Below are 17931 nucleotides of genomic sequence, written 5' to 3'. Positions count from 1 at the left end.
CCTCAAATACAATAAGAAAACTACTCAAAATTAAAAAGCTAGAGGTCCATAATTGGAAATCTCTAGCTTTTTTGTGGCTGAGAACAATGTTGTCCCAGACTATTTTTTACAGTGACTATTCGTTTTCTTCTTTTTTCTTAAGACCAAAGAAGGCTAGGATGGATGTCAACAGAGCGAGCATATAGATAGCAGGAGAGTCGGCTGTTCCTGTTTCTGGTAGGCTTGCAGCTGCTGGTTTAAATGTTTTTGCTGAGGTGAAGGACAGGTGATGGTTGTTGGCCTTGATCTGTGTATCGTCCTTAGCAGATGTAAAAGTATTCTTTGTTTGGCTAGCTAGTTGATTAGGAGAATTCGTACCAACTAGAGCTGGAATATATGTTTGATCCATTTTACCGGTAGATGGGATAACTGGTTGGTTATTGCTTCCTGGGTAGAACTTTGGATTAGCAGGATCTGTTCCTTGTTTGATTTCCTCAATATCTGCCACACCATCTCCATCTGTATCTTTGCTAGCAGAAATAGAAATGGTACGAGAATTTGGATTGATGGTTGCATAGGCTGTGAGATCTGCCTTAGCAAGGTAATCTGCAAAGGCAACGTCCATGGAAGGACCTTCCTCACGAGCTCCACCTAACATGGTGTAGCCATCCCCACCTGCTGCTAAGAAGTCATTAGTAGTCAAGTAATAATCTTTAGCAAGGTTGAGCGGTTCATATTGACCAGTTTCTGGGTTTTTAATTTCGATATAGAGGACGCGTTTTTCAGCTGGTAGGGTTGTATCGTAATAAACTTTCGCTCCAGATACTTGGAGGAAGCCTCCGCTTGGTTCAAGAAGGGGTTGACCGTTTTCGTCAAGAACGGTTTTGCCATCTTTTTCTTGTAAAATAGAGCCTAGAGATTTAGCAAACATATCAGCAATATTCTGACCAGTTACTTTAATTTGAGAAATGGTATTCCCAAATGGGAGAACAGCAATGACACTTCCTTTGGTGATTGGCTTGTCTTTGGCGATGGTTTCGCGCAAGCCGCCACCGTTGGTTACAGCAAGGTCAGTCTTATGGCTAAAACCAGTTTGTCCATATTCGTAGAGGGCATCCGCTACAACATTTCCAAGGTTGGTCTCGCGGACGCGAACATTTTCCCGTTGACCGTTTAGTTCTACCGGACTATTGTCACGAACGATTTTTGCATTCTCAGCATCGTACTGTTCCTTGATTTTTTGGACCATGGCAGCTACTTTGGCATTTGGCACGACATTTTTGGTTGAAGCTGCTGAAATTTGTTGAGGGTTACCAAGCAATTGGTTGGCTTGGTAAGTAATTTTACCAATATTGTTCAGGTAGCTACCGGTTTGGTTATAGGTGACATTATCTCCGTATGTGGTTGATTGAACAGTATGGGAATGCCCATCAATAACGGTGACGCGTTTTCCTTTCAGTTTTGAGTTTTTAGAAAGTTCCTCAGCTAAGGTAGATCCTCGCCATTCGATTGGTGTAGTCGTATCTACTCCCAAGTGAGCAAGGACAACATAGTTTTTGTAAGTCTTGCCTTCTGCAGTAGCGCGTGCTTCAATTTCATCGATGACCTTGTTTACTTCTGAAATAGGATCTGTAAAGGTAACACCTTGGACATTCTTAGGGTGAGTTTTAGTGGCTGTTTCAGGCGTTGTCACCCCGATGACGACAAACTCATCCCCAACGACATTCTTATCTTTATCGACAATGGTGGAAGCCTCAAATAAACGAGCACCGTTGATGTAGGTGTTGGAGCTGAGAAGTGGGAAGTTCAAGATTTCTTTGTATTTCTTAGCCTCATCCAAACCAAAATCGAACTCATGGTTTCCGACTGCCATAGCATCGTAGCCAATTTCGTTCAAAATTTTAGCTCGTTCTTCCCCTTTTGAACTATTTGAAATCGGTAGTCCTTGGAAGGCATCTCCAGCATCTACGACTAAAGTAGATGGATTTTTCGCACGTTCTTCATCGATGACTGCGGCTAATTTAGCATCACCAATCACACCCTTTTCTTCGACGATCCGACCATGGACATCGTTGGTATGAATGATATTTGCTTCAGGCAAGTCAGCTGAGCTCTCTGTAGCGCCTTCTGAAGTAGCTGTATTAGCTTCTGTTGAATCAGGAGTAGCAGCATCTGTAGCATTTGTGGAAGCAGCAGCTACTTCAAGGTTAGTTTCTGGAGCTGTTTGCTCATCTGCAGCTACCTGAGAAGCTAGGAAGGCAGGAGCAAGCAATAAGATCGGCAAAAGAAGTTTCTTCTTTTTCATAAACGGTCCTCATTTCTATTTTATTGCATATTAAATATTATAGCTAAAAAGGAAAGAAAAGGAAAACGTTTTCTGATAGTTGGGCAAATAATCTTGTGAGAGCGTTGAGGTTCCAGCTAGTTGCTCTTATCCATAAAAAAAGAAAACTTTCGTTTTCTCATTTTCTTATTCTGTTATTGGTTGGTTCCAAGTGGTAAAGTCAGTCACACTTAATACGACTGTCGCGATTTCGATCGGCTCTTCTTTTGCACCAGTTGACAACCATTTTGTGATTACGGCTTCAATCGTAGCTGCAAAAATCTCAACAGCATACTTATAAGGAACTTGGAATTTATTAACCAAGTGGTCTTTGGCGTGTGGAGTATCGTCAAGAAGTTGCAGGGTGAAATTTTTCATTAGAAAATGAAATTCTTGGTAATCCATCTGCATCAAGGCATAGATAAAGTCATAATTATCTTGAATATATTGAAGTGAGGCAAGAAAATTTGCTCGATTGACGGTGCTTGTAGCGAAAAGTTCTCCCAACTCGCCTAAGAGTTCAGATTTAAGCTGGTTGAACATATCTTGTTTGTCTACATAATGAAGGTAAAAGGTACCTCGATTAATGCCGGCTTCCTTTGTTAGTTGGCTAATTGTAAGGCTTTCAAGTGATTGTTCAAGAAGCAGGCGTGATAGGGCGCTTCGGATAGCATTTTTAGAATTCGTTTTTCTCTTTTTTCGGGTCATAGTTCCTCCTTTATCATGTATTTGGTATAAATGATTGTTCACTAATCATCATATTATACAGAAATCAAATTTATTCATCAACAGAATAAAATTTTAGTATCATTCTATAAGTCTAAATGGCTTGAAATCAGGTCTTATTCTTATACTATAAAAGCCATTTTGGAAGGATTATAAAATTTTTTCCCAGATCTACTTTCAAAGGGGCTATTATATAAAAATGAAAGAAAAACTTGAAATATCAGTTATTTAAACGATCATTACAATTCATACTTATTTGTTATTATATCACAAACTAAGGAGAGGAGGGCAGATGATGCTTGGAGATTTCTATATCAGGAACTAGATAAGATCAAGCTTTTTCCTTGTCTATTTTTGCATAGAAAAGTATTAGTTTGTTGGATGGCTTTATTCATAAAATAGAGGAAATGCATCCCTCACAAATTTCTTGTTTTTTAGTCGTTTTAAGGGATTGATTGTACTTGGTCTTCCGGTAAAAAAGGACTATAATAAAGATAGGAACTTGTGTTTAAGTGGGAGATAAGATATGGCTTATATTGAGATGAAACATAGTTACAAGCGCTATCCGTCAGGAGAAACTGACATCATTGCCAATAAAGATGTTACTTTTGAAATTGAGAAAGGCGAATTGGTCATCATTTTGGGGGCATCAGGCGCAGGAAAATCAACAGTCCTCAATATTTTGGGAGGTATGGATAGCAATGATGAAGGGGAGGTACTAGTGGATGGGAAAGCCATCTCAAGCTTCTCCTCGCACCAACGAACGGATTATCGCAGAAATGATGTTGGCTTTGTCTTCCAGTTTTATAATCTCATCCCTAATTTGACAGCCAAGGAAAATGTTGAGCTGGCTTCTGAAATTGTTTCTGATGCCTTAGACCCTGAACAAGTCTTGAGAGAGGTTGGATTGGGTGAGCGTTTGAACAACTTCCCAGCCCAGCTATCTGGTGGGGAACAACAACGGGTAGCCATTGCGCGCGCAGTGGCGAAGAACCCTAAGATTCTCCTTTGTGATGAACCAACAGGGGCTTTAGACTACCAAACCGGTAAACAGGTTTTAAAGATTCTTCAGGACATGTCTCGTAAAAAAGGGGCAACAGTGATTATCGTCACCCATAATGCTTCTTTAGCGCCAATAGCCGATCGTGTCATTCAGATGCATGATGCCCAAGTAAAATCGGTGACCATCCATAACACTCCACTAGATATTGATAGCCTAGAGTATTAGGGAGGTTGTTCATGAAGCGAAAAGTATATTGGAAAGATCTATGTCATTCCTTTACCAGTTCCAAAGGGCGCTTTTTGTCCATTTTAACGCTGATGATGCTGGGTAGCTTAGCCCTGGTCGGTTTAAAAGTAACGACTCCAAATATGCATCGGACTGCCCAGCGCTTTATAGACAAACAAGAAATGTTGGACCTAGCTGTCATGGGAGATCTTGGTTTGGATAAGACTGACCAAGAAGAGCTACAAGGATTGACGGGGGCCAGCTTGGAGTTTTCCTACCTGACAGATGTGACGCTTGACGGAAAGGACGAAGCTGTTCGACTGTTTTCCATTCCAGAAACCATCTCACGCTTTCAGCTGGCTTCAGGACGGCTTCCGCAGAAGGAAGATGAGGTCGCTCTAGCAGCGTTTTGGAAAGATCGTTACCAGATTGGGGATCAGCTAAGGATACATGAAAAAGCTGGAAGTCCATCTGTTTTAAAGACAAAAAACTATCGAATTGTTGGCTTTGTAAAGTCTGCTGAGATGTGGTCCGAAAAAGACTTGGGACAAGCTAGGAGTGGGAGTGGTTCCTTGGATGCCTATGGCGTCCTCTCAAAAGAAGCCTTTACTAGTCCTGTTTATAGCCTTGCTCGGATTCGGTTTGATGATTTGAGGGGGTTCAATCCATTCTCAACCAGCTATCAAGATCGTCTGGCCTCCCATCAAAAGGACCTGAAAAAACTCTTAGCTGGAAATGGTCAGGAGCGCTATCGAAAGCTACAGGCTGATGGGAAACAAAAGATCCAAAAAGGGCGAGAAGAACTTGATGCTGCAAATAAACAGTTAGCAGACGCACGCGAAAAGGCAGGTCAAGCACAGACACAATTGACGGAGCAATCCAATAATCTGAATCAACTATCTACACTCTTGCCCAAGGAAGAATTAGAAGCAAGACGACTCGAGTTGGCAGAAGCTCAAAAGCAACTAGATTATCAATTGGTCAACATTCAGACAGGTGAATCGGAACTAGCAACTAAACAGAAGGACCTGGAAAAGGCCAAGGAAGATCTGAAAAATCTAGAGCAACCAAACTATCATGTCTATGATCGAAAAACCATTCCAGGTGGCCAGGGTTACCTCATGTATAGTAATGCCAGTGCCAGTATCTCCGCCGTAGGCAATCTATTTCCTGTGGTACTCTACGCAGTCGCTGCCATGGTCACGTTCACGACCATGACTCGTTTTGTTGATGAAGAACGGAGCCATGCGGGCTTGTTCAAAGCCTTGGGCTATCGAACGAAAGATATCTTAGCAAAGTTTCTCTTGTATGGCTTGGTTGCTGGAACTGTTGGGACAGGCATCGGAACTCTTCTCGGTCATTATGTTTTATCAGGAACCATTTCACAAATTATCACTCAGGGGATGGTCGTGGGTACTAGTCAACAGTATTTTTATGGGTCCTATAGCTTATTAGCCTTGGGGCTCTCCCTTCTTTCTAGCGTCTTTCCAGCTTATCTAGTCGCTAAGAGAGAGTTGAAGGAAGAAGCCAGTCACCTCCTTCTTCCAAAACCGCCAGTTTCCGGATCCAGTATTTTGCTCGAACGCCTTCCGTTTTTGTGGAAACGTTTGAGTTTCACCCAAAAGGTGACTGCTAGAAATATTTTTCGCTACAAACAGCGGATGGTGATGACCATATTTGGTGTTGCTGGTTCGGTTGCTCTTCTCTTTGCGGGTCTTGGTATTCAATCCTCAGTCGGTGGTGTGCCCCAACGTCAGTTTGGGGAAATCCTCAAGTATGATATGATTCTCTCGACCAAATCCAGTCTGACAGACGAAGAGGAAGAATCCTTGAAGAAGAGCTTGAAGCAAGCAGATATTAAAGAGACAGAAGCCATTTTTACAAAACAAGTGGAGGCTTCTTATCCATCAGGACGTGGAAAACAAAGCATGACCTTGATGGTGTCCTCTAAAGACAGCTTGGAACCCTTTATCAGTCTTCGCTCAGAAGAGGGAAGAATCGACCTATCCAATGGGGCGGTGATTACCAGTAAATTAGCGCAGCTGGCCAAGGTGGGAGTTGGGGATGATTTGTGGATAGATGGCCATAAGATTAGAGTGGCTGCGATTACCGAAAATTATGTAGGCCATTTTGTCTATATGAATCAAGCGACCTATCAGAAAACCTATGGAAAAAGCGCTAATATGAATGCCTATTTGGTCCGATTACAGTCTTCTTCTCAGCAGTTCGTCCAGAAGGTCAGTCGGGACATGATGGAAGAAGGGGCGGTGCTTGCTGTTACGCAAAATACTTCCTTGATTTCTCTCTTCAGTTCTGTGGCACAATCATTGAATAAGACCATGATGATTTTAGTTCTGGTATCTATTTTGCTAGCGATGGTTATTTTGTATAATTTGACCAATATCAATGTGGCAGAACGAATCCGTGAGTTATCCACCATTAAGGTATTAGGTTTTCATCATCAAGAAGTCACCCTTTATATTTATCGAGAAACCATCCTCTTGTCTCTTGTAGGGATAGGATTGGGTTTGCTAGGAGGTTTTTATCTCCATCGCTTCTTGATTGCCATGATCGCCCCAGATGCCATTCTCTTCTATCCGCGGGTAGCCCTTGGTGTCTATCTTTATCCTATCGCTGGCGTCATTCTGATCCTAGCTAGCTTAGGAATCTTGGTTAATCATCATCTTCGTAAGGTAGACATGCTGGAGGCTTTGAAATCTGTTGAATAAAAAAAGAAACTTCTACCCTAGGGTGGAAGTTTTTTAGAGCTTTGGTATAATGAGAGAAGGAGAAGAGACATGACAAAAATTGCTTTGCTTTCGGATATACATGGGAATACAACTGCTTTAGAGGCTGTGCTTGAAGATGCCAAGCGGGCAGGTGTAGAAGAATACTGGTTATTAGGGGATGTCCTTATGCCGGGGACTGGTAGACGACATCTTTTGAACCTACTTGAAGAATTGCCTATCACCGTACAGATTTTAGGAAATTGGGAAGATAGCTTGTGGCGAGCGATGAAGGGGATGCTGGATCCATCAAGGGCTAGTCACCGTTATTTGATGCGCCATTGTCAGTATATCTTAGAAGAAATTCGTCCAGAAGAAATAGAGGCCATGCAAAGTCTGCCCATGCAAGTGCATCGGGAAATTTCCGGCTTAAGAGTGGGCATCACCCATCATCTGCCAGACAAAAACTGGGGACGCGAATTGATCCATATAGGAGACCAGAAAGATTTTGATCGCCTCGTAACCAATCCCCCTTGTGATCTAGCAGTCTATGGTCATATCCACCAACAATTTTTCCGATATGGAAGTGGTGGAGAGCTCATCTTGAACCCGGGTTCCATCGGTCAACCCTTCTTTTTGCAAGCCAATCTTCGAAAGGATCTCCGGGCCATGTATGCTATTCTAGAGTTTGATGAATCGGGTTTGAAAGATGTTGCCTTTCGGCGGGTGTCCTATGACATTGAGAAAGAACTCCAACTCGCTAAGGATCTGAAACTCCCTTACTTCCAAGTTTACTATGAAAGTTTAGTCAATGGGATCCACCATACCCATAATCATGAGCTTCTACATGAAATAGCCCAGCGAGAGGGACACAATGTAGAAGTAGACGCATGGTTGAGAGATTTTTTCAACTAGTGTAACAGTTGACATTACAACAAATAAGGGTATAATAGACTAAAAGAAAGAACTTTAACGTCGGAAGAGTAAATGTATCTAGTTACTGATGGCCTTAGATCCAGTTTAAGACATCCCTATCTAGATGGAAGAGAGGAGTATCCATGCAAATTTCAAGTCGTTTCACCATTGGAACCCATGTATTAGTCATGATTGCTTTAAAAGGAGATTGCACCAAGGTGACCAGTGATATGATTGCTGGCAGTGTTGGGGTGAACCCGGTCATTATTCGGAAAACCTTGTCTCAATTAAAAAAGGCAGGCTTGATCCATGTAGCGCGTGGAACAGGTGGGGCCGAGATGGCCAAAGAATTGGAAGCCATTAGTTTGTTAGATATCTACCAGGCGGTTGAGTGCCTTGGGAAGACTGGTCAATTATTTGGTTTCCACGAGCACCCAAATCCAGCTTGTCCGATTGGAAATAGCATCCATGGTGTCCTAGATGGGAAGCTGGAAGAGATTCAGTTAGCTATGGAAAAGGAAATGTCTCAGACCAGCCTCAAAGAAGTGGTGGAGCAAACCAAGAAACAAATGGAACTAGCAACCGTTTCTTGATTTGAGTCTGTAAGAAACTTGATGTAAAAAAGCCTTTCAGTATATACTGAAAGGCTTTTTTTTGTTGAATGAAATGATTTAAAGTTTATCTAATTTTTATTTTTTAATAAATAAGACACTAACTAGAATAAATCCAATTACATAAATCCATGTCCAGTAACGATTAGGAATGAACATAAAGGAAGAACGATCGCGCAAAGCAATGCGTCGCCCTGTTTCCTCATCAATCATATACCGAACCTGATCGGAAACAATTTTTTTTTTGTTAGCAAATAATTGACTGCTGCAGTAAGAATTCCCAACATACATCCTAAGATGATACTATCTGTACTCTTATTTACATTAAGATGCAGGAAGGAATAAATCATATTCGCCAAAACTCCTCCAATCATAAGAGCATGGGGAACGAGCAAGCCTTTACCACGCCAAACAATAATTAAATAATTTCCTTATTTCCTATCTTAATCAAAATAAAGCAAGTCTTTGCTGGTTTCGGTAAAGAGGCCAAAGCCATCTTTTGTGACATAGCCACAGTCTTCAATCCGAACTCCGACTTTTCCAGGGATGTAGATGCCTGGTTCGACAGAGAAGCACATTCCTTCTTCGATGACCATGTCATTTCCTTCCATGATAGAAGGGAATTCATGCACATCCATTCCGATACCGTGTCCGAGGCGGTGGTTGAAGTATTCGCCGTATCCTGCTTTTTCAATGACGCTCCGGGCAGCACGGTCTACGTCATGTGCTGTTACACCTGGTTTGATCATATCTAGGGCAGCCTGTTGAGCTTCTAAAGTCAAGTGGTAGATTTCTTTTTTGAAATCATCTGGTTTTCCAACAGCGACTGTTCGCGTCATATCTGAAGCATAGCCATTCACCATACAGCCCAAGTCGAAGAGAAGAAGAGCATCTTTTTCAATTTTGTTGCTTCCAGGAATGCCGTGAGGGTTGGCTGCATTGTTACCAGTCAAGACCATAGTTTCAAAGCTCATTTCATAGCCCAAGCGTTTGATGCCAAAGTCGATTTCTGCGACGATGTCAGTTTCTGTTTTACCCAGTGAGATAGCGTCAAATCCCATATTGACAGCCTTATCCGCATATTGACCTGCAACCAACATTTTTTGAATTTCATCAGCAGATTTGATCAAGCGCATGCGGTTAATTCGAGGGCTGAGATTGGTAAATGTTGCTTGTTCAAAGACTGAACGAAGCCCATGGTACTTGGTCAAAATCAAATTATCAAATTCCAAAGCGACCTTTTTGGCTTCTGGATTAGCGCTAGCCCTTTTGATTTTTTCCCAAGGGTTTTCAGAATCCACATACCCTACCACTTGGAAATCCACAACTGCAGTCGCCCGTTCTACCTCAAGAGCAGGGACAAAAAGAAGCGGTTCATGGTCTGGATAAACGAACAAGAAGAGCTGACGTTCGTGGGGATCACTGTAAAATCCAGTTAGGTAATTGATAGTGACAGGATCGGATACAACAGCAACCTCTGTTTTTTCAGTTTCAAGAAATGCTACAATTTGATCTAATTTAGACATAAGCTACCTTCTTTCTATTGATAATATTTTGTCAGATTTTCCCTAAAAAATCAAGAGTTTGCAAAAAGATGTTAAAATGCTTGAAAGTGTTTACAATAAGTGATAGAATAGTTGTTATAGAAGACTGAAAACGAAATTTTCAATAAAGAAAGGAAGTATTATGAATACAGACGATACTGTAACCATTTACGACGTTGCCCGAGAGGCGGGTGTCTCAATGGCGACTGTTAGCCGTGTCGTGAACGGAAATAAGAACGTTAAGGAAAATACTCGTAAAAAAGTATTGGAAGTCATTGAACGTTTGGACTATCGTCCGAATGCAGTAGCTCGTGGACTTGCGAGTAAGAAAACCACAACCGTAGGTGTTGTGATTCCAAATATTACCAATAGTTATTTCTCTACTCTGGCAAAGGGGATCGATGACATTGCTGAAATGTATAAGTACAACATCGTCCTTGCCAACAGCGATGAAGACGATGATAAAGAAGTTTCTGTTGTCAATACTCTTTTCTCAAAACAGGTCGATGGGATTATCTTCATGGGTTATCACTTGACAGAAAAGATTCGTTCAGAATTCTCTCGTTCTCGGACACCGGTGGTCCTTGCTGGGACAGTTGATGTCGAACATCAATTGCCAAGTGTCAATATTGATTACAAGCAAGCGACAGTAGACGCGGTTACACTATTGGCTAAACGAAATAAAAAGATTGCTTTTGTAAGTGGACCATTAGTAGATGATATCAACGGTAAGATTCGCTTGGCTGGCTACAAAGATGCTTTGAAAGCAAAAAAATTGTCTTACAGTGAAGGCTTGGTCTTTGAGTCTAAGTACCGCTATGAAGAAGGCTATAACTTGGCTGAACGCCTCATTGCATCTAAAGCGACAGCAGCCTTTGTAACTGGGGATGAATTGGCAGCAGGTTTGCTTAATGGTCTAGCTGATCAAGGTGTGAACGTACCGGAAGATTTTGAGTTGATTACCAGTGATGATTCACAAATTACACGCTACACTCGTCCAAATCTTTCAACTGTAGGCCAACCACTTTATGATTTGGGGGCTATCAGTATGCGGATGTTGACAAAAATTATGCATAAGGAAGAATTGGAAGAAAGAGAAGTTCTTCTTGCCCATACCATCAATCATCGTGGGACTACGAAGAAGTAAAAACAAAAGGAAGCCAAGGCTTCCTTTTTTCTTGTCTCTGTATGAATCTCCAGTAAAACTTGAAGGGGTCTGCTAAATCAGGTATAATAGAGGGTATGAAAGTTTTACTGTATCTTGAAGGAAAATCCGTTTTACAAAAATCGGGGATCGGTCGTGCCCTCCAACACCAGATGCATGCCTTGGATTTGGCTGGAATCCCCTACACCACAGATATTTTAGGGGACTACGATGTCGTTCATATTAATACCTATGGTCCTCGGAGTTTGTTGCTATTGCATGCTGCCAAACGTCGGGGGAAAAAGGTCATTATGCATGGACATTCCACACGGGAAGATTTCCAAAATTCATTTATCGGGTCCAATTTATTTGCTCCCTTATTTGGCAAATACTTGGCTCATATGTATAAAAAAGCCGATTTTATTATAACCCCTTCAGAGTATTCGAAACAGCTGATTCAGTCTTACGGGGTCAAGACTCCAATTGTCGCTGTTTCCAATGGGATTGATTTGTCTAAATATAAAAAAGATCCCAAAAAAGAAGAGGTTTTTCGGAAGCACTTTAATATCCAAGAAGGAGAGAAGGTCGTTTTATGTGCGGGTCTATACTTTAGACGAAAAGGGATTGAAGACTTTGTAGAAGTGGCTCGTCGGATGCCAGATGTCCGCTTTATTTGGTTGGGATCGATTAATAAATGGTTGATTCCTCGGGCTATTCGTCGTCTGGTCGAGAAAGATCATCCGAGCAATGTTGAATTCCCTGGCTATTTTAAGGGAGCTGTATTCCAAGGGGCCATGACAGGTGCGGATGCCTTCTTCTTCCCGTCTTACGAGGAAACGGAAGGAATTGTTGTCCTAGAGGCCTTAGCGGGTCACCAGCATGTCGTTCTCCGGGATATTCCAGTTTATCATGGTTGGGTGGACCAAGAGTCAGCAGAATTGTGTCATTCAGTGGATGAGTTTGTGGACTCTCTTGAAAAAGTCTTGTCTGGTCAAGTGGACAAGCGCGATGCAGGGGATCGAGTAGCTCAAAGTCGCTCAATTGATTTGGTAGCGGATCAACTAGTGAAAGCCTATCAGCAAGTATTGGAGATGTAATATGCGTATTGGATTATTTACAGATACTTATTTTCCACAGGTATCGGGGGTTGCGACCAGTATTCGAACCCTGAAAACAGAATTGGAGAAGTTGGGACATACTGTTTTTATCTTTACGACGACGGATAAGGATGTCAACCGCTATGAAGACTGGCAAATTATCCGCATTCCAAGTATCCCTTTCTTTGCTTTTAAGGATCGGCGGATTGCTTATCGCGGCTTTACCAAGGCTTTGGCCATTGCCAAACAATACAAACTGGATATGATCCATACACAGACGGAGTTTTCTTTAGGACTACTCGGGGTTTGGATTGCTAAGGAGCTTCGGATTCCAGTAATTCATACCTATCATACCCAGTATGAAGATTATGTGCGTTATATTGCCAAGGGGATGGTTATCCGACCAAGTATGGTCAAATACATTGTTCGTGGTTATATGAATGACTTGGATGGGGTCATCTGTCCGAGTGAGATTGTCTATGATCTCTTGCTGAAATACAAGGTCAAGGCTGAAAAGCGGATTATTCCAACAGGAATCGAGCTGGCGAAGTTTGAACGACCTGAAATCACACAAGTGGAGACGCAAGCCCTTCGTGAAAAATTAGGGATTCAAAAGGGTGAAATTATGCTCTTGAGCTTGTCACGGGTTTCTTACGAGAAAAATATCCAAGCCGTTATTGCGGCTTTGCCTAAAGTGCTAGAAGAAAATACGCATATTAAATTGATTGTGGCTGGAGATGGGCCTTATCTGGATGATTTAAAAAAACAAGCGGCCAAGCTTGGTGTATCAGATACGGTCGTCTTCACAGGGATGATTCCACCAAACGAAACAGCTCTGTACTATAAAGCAGCAGATTTCTTCATTTCAGCTTCGACTAGTGAGACGCAAGGCTTGACCTATTTAGAGAGTATCGCTAGTGGGACACCCCTAATTGCTCAGAGTAATCCTTACTTAGATAATGTGATCAATGATCGGATGTTCGGAATCTTGTATGACCAGGAAGAAGATTTGGCAGCAGCTATTTTAGAAGCGACCTTAGCCACACCAGAGAAGGATGAGGCTAAGTGGGAGGAGAAGCTTTATGAAATTTCTTCGACAAATTTTGGTCGCAGGGTCTATGAGTTCTATCTAGACGCTATTATATCGAAAGATTTTTACAATGAACGTCATCCTGAGGAAAGCCGTACCAAACGGGTGACCAAGTCTATTGTGAAAATTCCGCAAAAGGTTATCGCTATGCCTGTGAATGGGTCTGTGAGAATCATGAAGGGCTCCTTTAAACAGGTGAAAAAGATACGCAACATTACCAAGCTATTGGATTAGAGTTCATCTCAAAAGCTAGGGGTCCTAAAGAAATGCTCCTGGCATAGGGGATAGGAAGCTTTTTCCTCTTGCAAAATATTTCAATCGTGCTATAATACTAGTCAGAGACATATCAAATCTAGGAAATCTTATAGAGAACGCGTGGGGCTGGAAATCGCGTAGAGGATAGGTTTGGGACTACTCGGTGAACTTTTTATGCAAACATAAAACGGTGGCCACGTTAGAGCCAATCAGAGGTGTTCCTCTTTTTTGAGGAACATAAATGAAGGTGGAACCACGTTGCGACGTCCTTTTTAGGATGTCGCAATTTTTTTATGAGGAGACTTTCTATGGAGTTGCAAGAATTAGTGGAGCGCAGTTGGGCGATCCGACAAGCTTATCACGATCTGGAAGTTAAGCATCATGATTCCAAGTGGACGGTAGAAGAAGACCTCTTGGCTTTATCGAATGATATTGGGAATTTCCAACGATTAGTGATGACCAAGCAAGGACGCTACTATGATGAAACACCTTACACACTGGAACATAAACTTTCAGAAAATATCTGGTGGCTAGTAGAACTTTCTCAACGTTTGGATATAGACATCCTGACGGAAATGGAAAACTTCCTCTCTGATAAAGAAAAGCAGTTGAACATTCAGACTAGGAAGTAGTCAGCTAATAAAAAGTCAATGCATAGAAACTATGAAACACAAAAAAGGAGAAAACCATGATTAAAATTACTTTCCCAGATGGCGCTGTTCGTGAATTCGAATCTGGCGTTACAACTTTTGACATTGCTCAATCCATCAGCAATTCCCTAGCTAAAAAAGCTCTTGCTGGTAAATTTAACGGCAAATTAATTGACACTACTCGTGCTATCACTGAAGATGGAAGCATCGAAATCGTGACACCTGATCACGAAGACGCTCTTCCAATCTTGCGTCACTCAGCAGCTCACTTGTTTGCCCAAGCAGCTCGTCGTCTCTTCCCAGACATCCACTTGGGTGTTGGTCCAGCAATTGAAGATGGTTTCTACTACGATACAGACAACCAAGCTGGTCAAATCTCTAACGAAGACCTGCCTCGTATCGAAGAAGAAATGCAAAAGATCGTTAAAGAAAACTTCCCATCAATCCGTGAGGAAGTGACTAAGGATGAAGCGCGTGAAATTTTCAAAAACGATCCATACAAGTTGGAATTGATTGAAGAACACTCTGAAGACGAAGGTGGTTTGACCATCTACCGTCAAGGTGAATATGTAGACCTTTGCCGTGGGCCACACGTCCCATCAACAGGCCGTATCCAAATCTTCCACCTTCTCAATGTAGCTGGTGCTTACTGGCGTGGAAATAGCGACAATGCTATGATGCAACGGATTTATGGTACAGCTTGGTTTGACAAGAAAGACTTGAAAAACTACCTTCAAATGCGTGAAGAAGCTAAGGAACGTGACCACCGTAAACTTGGTAAAGAGCTTGATTTGTTCATGATTTCTCAAGAAGTTGGTCAAGGTCTACCATTCTGGTTGCCAAATGGTGCGACAATCCGTCGTGAATTGGAACGCTATATTGTCGACAAGGAGTTAGCTTCTGGCTACCAACACGTTTACACTCCACCACTTGCTTCTGTAGAGCTTTACAAGACTTCTGGTCACTGGGATCACTACCAAGAAGACATGTTCCCAACTATGGATATGGGAGATGGGGAAGAATTCGTCCTTCGCCCAATGAACTGCCCACACCACATCCAAGTCTTTAAACACCATGTTCACTCATACCGTGAATTGCCAATCCGTATCGCTGAAATCGGAATGATGCATCGCTATGAGAAATCTGGTGCCCTGACAGGTCTTCAACGGGTGCGTGAAATGTCTCTCAACGACGGTCACCTCTTTGTAACTCCTGAACAAATCCAAGAAGAATTCCAACGTGCCCTTCAGTTGATTATCGATGTTTACGGAGACTTCAACCTAAACGAGTACCGTTTCCGCCTCTCTCTTCGTGACCCTCAAGATACTCACAAGTACTTTGATAACGATGAAATGTGGGAAAATGCCCAAACCATGCTTCGTGCTGCTCTTGATGAGATGGGCGTTGACTACTTTGAAGCTGAAGGGGAAGCAGCCTTCTACGGACCAAAATTGGATATCCAGGTGAAGACTGCCCTTGGAAAAGAAGAAACCCTTTCTACGATCCAGCTTGACTTCTTGCTTCCAGAACGCTTTGACCTTAAATACATTGGAGCTGATGGTGAAGAACATCGCCCAGTTATGATTCACCGTGGAGTTATTTCAACCATGGAACGCTTCACAGCGATTTTGATTGAGAACTACAAGGGTGCCTTCCCAACATGGCTTGCACCACACCAAGTGACTCTTATCCCAGTTTCTAACGAAAAACACGTGGACTACGCTTGGGAAGTAGCGAAGAAGCTTCGTGACCGTGGTGTCCGTGCTGATGTGGATGAACGCAATGAGAAAATGCAATTCAAGATCCGTGCATCACAAACTAGCAAGATTCCTTACCAATTAATCGTTGGTGACAAGGAAATGGAAGACGGAACTGTCAACGTTCGTCGCTATGGACAAAAAGAAACAAACACTGTGTCAGTAGATGAGTTTGTAGCAGCAATCCTTGCTGATATCGCCAACAAATCTCGTATTGAGAAATAAAACGATAAAACCTGGGATAAAAATTCCAGCTACCTAAAAAAGAGGTTGGGACAAAAGATCCCGACCTCACTTTTTATTAGCAATCAAACTTTGACGCGGTAGCTGATTGAACTTTTTGTTCGTCTTTTAGACTCCAAAAAGCTCCTAATCATCCTCGCTGGGCTGGGACTACGAAATCGAGACTTTGTCTATCGATTTCTGTCCCACCGCCTTTTTATATTTTGTTTAACCTGAGCTAGTAGTGATTGGTCAAACCACCACAAATAGTATCCTCATCAACAATCCTTTCTATCCATTAACTTTTGGATATAGGATATCCCCCCAAGATTTGCTTCCATGAGTTAGATAAATTGACTATCCTCAATCCTTGTTTGCCTCATTTTCTTTTACGAGATCGTTTTGTGAATCTTTTTCAGAGAGTTTTTGATCGATATACTTGTCAATGTTTTCGTAAAATTCCTTGGTCGTCTCACTATCTAATTTTGTCGAATTATGGACTTGATTGACTTTCAATTGAACAGATTGAATACCGTAAGAGGCTTGTTTTTGGCGAATGGTTTCTAATTCTTCTTCTGAAATCGGATCTCCAACAACCGTCAAGACCAATTCATTATTCCTCGACTTGTAGACTTGATTAATGACCGTATGATTAGCGAACTCTTTTCCTACAAACTGTTTGATCCCTTCTTTTCGCGCTTGATCCATCGTCAGAGTGACTGCTGAATAGCTGGCTGGAAGGACCAATAATACAATCAAGGATATCAACCCAATTTTCATTTTAATGTTTAGCTCATTAAATGAACTTAAGGGAGATTTTCTCATCAATATTCTTGTTCCAACAATGTTGATTAGCATGATAAAGACACAGTTGATCAAGAAAAGATAGAGAGCTCCAAATAAGAACCGTACATTTCCATTAGCTAAACCATAACCTGCAGTACAGATAGGTGGCATTAGAGCAGTTGCAATGGCTACTCCTGGCACGATATTGTTTGCTTCTTTTTTCCTTGAACCAATAAAGCCTGCTATCCCACCAGCAATAGCAATGAGAACATCCCAAATGGTTGGAGAGGTTCGTGCAATCAATTCGCTACTTGCATAAGATAAGGGAGAAATCCAGAAATATAGAGTCGAGACAAGCAAACTGACCAATACTTGAGTAAATAAAACCCCTAGAGATTGCTTGATTAAACGCGTATCAAAAATAGCTAAACCAAACCCCAGTCCAATAATCGGTGTCATAAGAGGGGAAATCAGCATGGCTCCAATAATGACAGCTGTTGAATTCATATTTAGACCTATAGAGGCAATAAAAATCGAACACATCAAAATCACTGTATCTCTTAATCGAACATGAAGGTCATCATATAGTTTCTCGCGGAATTCACGTGTTGAATAGTTCCTGGTCATTGGTTACTCCTTTTATTTCATATAATCTTGTTTCTGAATGGATGATGGTAGAGAAACTTCTGTCCAATTTGACATATTTTTAATTCTCATTTGTAATTCTTTTGAACATTATCTTTTAAATATCCATCAATCCATCCTTAACATTATATCAAAAATTTTACAGCCTTTTTCTGAAGAAATCTATCAGTTGAACAGATAGAGAAAGTCAGAAATTTTAGATTCCTTATTCAAAGAAGGAAGAACGGTGTCTC

At 41.7% G+C, this 17931-nt stretch carries 13 protein-coding genes; 9 read left to right on the top strand and 4 right to left on the bottom strand.

Annotated features, from left to right (window positions below):
• Positions 1–115: 115 nt before the first annotated feature.
• Together nt5e and L0M85_RS03295 are read right to left on the bottom strand one after the other, a co-directional pair.
• Positions 116–2284 (bottom strand): cell surface ecto-5'-nucleotidase Nt5e, encoded by a 2169-nt coding sequence (nt5e, locus tag L0M85_RS03300; protein WP_238656484.1) that lies wholly within the window; start codon positions 2282–2284, stop codon positions 116–118.
• 165 nt (positions 2285–2449) lie between these two features.
• Entirely contained in the window at positions 2450–3010 is a 561-nt protein-coding gene (locus L0M85_RS03295; protein WP_048789594.1) for a TetR/AcrR family transcriptional regulator, read from the bottom strand.
• 544 nt (positions 3011–3554) lie between these two features.
• Here L0M85_RS03295 and L0M85_RS03290 point away from each other — a divergent pair.
• The 4 genes from L0M85_RS03290 to L0M85_RS03275 all read left to right on the top strand — a co-directional run bounded on the left by L0M85_RS03290 (position 3555) and on the right by L0M85_RS03275 (position 8490).
• On the top strand, positions 3555–4256 hold the full coding sequence (locus L0M85_RS03290; RefSeq protein ID WP_048789595.1) for an ABC transporter ATP-binding protein: 702 nt from the start codon (positions 3555–3557) through the stop codon (positions 4254–4256).
• An 11-nt stretch (positions 4257–4267) separates the two neighbouring features.
• Positions 4268–6985 (top strand): FtsX-like permease family protein, encoded by a 2718-nt coding sequence (locus tag L0M85_RS03285; RefSeq protein WP_238656483.1) that lies wholly within the window; start codon positions 4268–4270, stop codon positions 6983–6985.
• 69 nt (positions 6986–7054) lie between these two features.
• On the top strand, positions 7055–7897 hold the full coding sequence (locus L0M85_RS03280; RefSeq protein WP_048789597.1) for a metallophosphoesterase family protein: 843 nt from the start codon (positions 7055–7057) through the stop codon (positions 7895–7897).
• Between the two features lie 143 nt (positions 7898–8040).
• Entirely contained in the window at positions 8041–8490 is a 450-nt protein-coding gene (locus tag L0M85_RS03275; RefSeq protein WP_048789598.1) for an Rrf2 family transcriptional regulator, read from the top strand.
• Positions 8491–8951: 461 nt separating this feature from the next.
• On the opposite strand, the gene L0M85_RS03270 is transcribed toward L0M85_RS03275, so the two are convergent.
• A complete protein-coding gene (locus L0M85_RS03270; protein ID WP_238656482.1) occupies positions 8952–10034 on the bottom strand; it encodes a Xaa-Pro peptidase family protein in 1083 nt (360 codons plus the stop codon).
• A 160-nt stretch (positions 10035–10194) separates the two neighbouring features.
• Here L0M85_RS03270 and ccpA point away from each other — a divergent pair, with 160 nt between their 5' ends.
• The 5 genes from ccpA to thrS all read left to right on the top strand — a co-directional run bounded on the left by ccpA (position 10195) and on the right by thrS (position 16270).
• Positions 10195–11199, top strand: coding sequence for a catabolite control protein A (ccpA, locus tag L0M85_RS03265; protein WP_238656481.1), 1005 nt, complete (start codon positions 10195–10197; stop codon positions 11197–11199).
• A gap of 95 nt (positions 11200–11294) precedes the next feature.
• Positions 11295–12293 carry a glycosyltransferase gene (locus L0M85_RS03260; protein WP_006597024.1) on the top strand — a complete coding sequence of 333 codons (999 nt, stop codon included), beginning with the start codon at positions 11295–11297 and terminating at the stop codon, positions 12291–12293.
• A 1-nt stretch (position 12294) separates the two neighbouring features.
• The gene (locus L0M85_RS03255; RefSeq protein ID WP_125329073.1) at positions 12295–13617 is read left to right on the top strand and encodes a glycosyltransferase family 4 protein; all 1323 of its coding nucleotides are present in this window, start codon (positions 12295–12297) and stop codon (positions 13615–13617) included.
• A 329-nt stretch (positions 13618–13946) separates the two neighbouring features.
• Positions 13947–14270: a MazG-like protein gene (locus L0M85_RS03250; protein ID WP_172605099.1), complete on the top strand. Its 324-nt coding sequence runs from the start codon at positions 13947–13949 to the stop codon at positions 14268–14270.
• Between the two features lie 56 nt (positions 14271–14326).
• A complete protein-coding gene (gene thrS / locus L0M85_RS03245; RefSeq protein WP_140814221.1) occupies positions 14327–16270 on the top strand; it encodes a threonine--tRNA ligase in 1944 nt (647 codons plus the stop codon).
• Between the two features lie 360 nt (positions 16271–16630).
• Here thrS and L0M85_RS03240 read toward each other — a convergent pair whose 3' ends face one another.
• A complete protein-coding gene (locus tag L0M85_RS03240; RefSeq protein WP_140814220.1) occupies positions 16631–17680 on the bottom strand; it encodes a DUF389 domain-containing protein in 1050 nt (349 codons plus the stop codon).
• Positions 17681–17931 lie beyond the last annotated feature (251 nt).

This window comes from Streptococcus sp. DFI.7.26, assembly GCF_022240605.1.
GTDB lineage: Bacteria > Bacillota > Bacilli > Lactobacillales > Streptococcaceae > Streptococcus > Streptococcus xiaochunlingii.
The sequence above is the reverse complement of the archived record's forward strand: the minus strand, read 5'-3'. Positions and strand labels throughout refer to the sequence as shown.

Bases quoted from the DNA above. Each gene is read 5' to 3' on its own strand.
- L0M85_RS03260 (WP_006597024.1), top strand. From the start codon at position 11,295: ATGAAAGTTTTACTGTATCTTGAAGGAAAATCCGTTTTACAAAAATCG.
- nt5e (WP_238656484.1), bottom strand. From the start codon at position 2,284: ATGAAAAAGAAGAAACTTCTTTTGCCGATCTTATTGCTTGCTCCTGCC.
- L0M85_RS03295 (WP_048789594.1), bottom strand. From the start codon at position 3,010: ATGACCCGAAAAAAGAGAAAAACGAATTCTAAAAATGCTATCCGAAGC.
- L0M85_RS03285 (WP_238656483.1), top strand. From the start codon at position 4,268: ATGAAGCGAAAAGTATATTGGAAAGATCTATGTCATTCCTTTACCAGT.
- L0M85_RS03280 (WP_048789597.1), top strand. From the start codon at position 7,055: ATGACAAAAATTGCTTTGCTTTCGGATATACATGGGAATACAACTGCT.
- ccpA (WP_238656481.1), top strand. From the start codon at position 10,195: ATGAATACAGACGATACTGTAACCATTTACGACGTTGCCCGAGAGGCG.
- L0M85_RS03290 (WP_048789595.1), top strand. From the start codon at position 3,555: ATGGCTTATATTGAGATGAAACATAGTTACAAGCGCTATCCGTCAGGA.
- L0M85_RS03255 (WP_125329073.1), top strand. From the start codon at position 12,295: ATGCGTATTGGATTATTTACAGATACTTATTTTCCACAGGTATCGGGG.
- L0M85_RS03240 (WP_140814220.1), bottom strand. From the start codon at position 17,680: ATGACCAGGAACTATTCAACACGTGAATTCCGCGAGAAACTATATGAT.
- L0M85_RS03270 (WP_238656482.1), bottom strand. From the start codon at position 10,034: ATGTCTAAATTAGATCAAATTGTAGCATTTCTTGAAACTGAAAAAACA.
- L0M85_RS03250 (WP_172605099.1), top strand. From the start codon at position 13,947: ATGGAGTTGCAAGAATTAGTGGAGCGCAGTTGGGCGATCCGACAAGCT.
- L0M85_RS03275 (WP_048789598.1), top strand. From the start codon at position 8,041: ATGCAAATTTCAAGTCGTTTCACCATTGGAACCCATGTATTAGTCATG.
- thrS (WP_140814221.1), top strand. From the start codon at position 14,327: ATGATTAAAATTACTTTCCCAGATGGCGCTGTTCGTGAATTCGAATCT.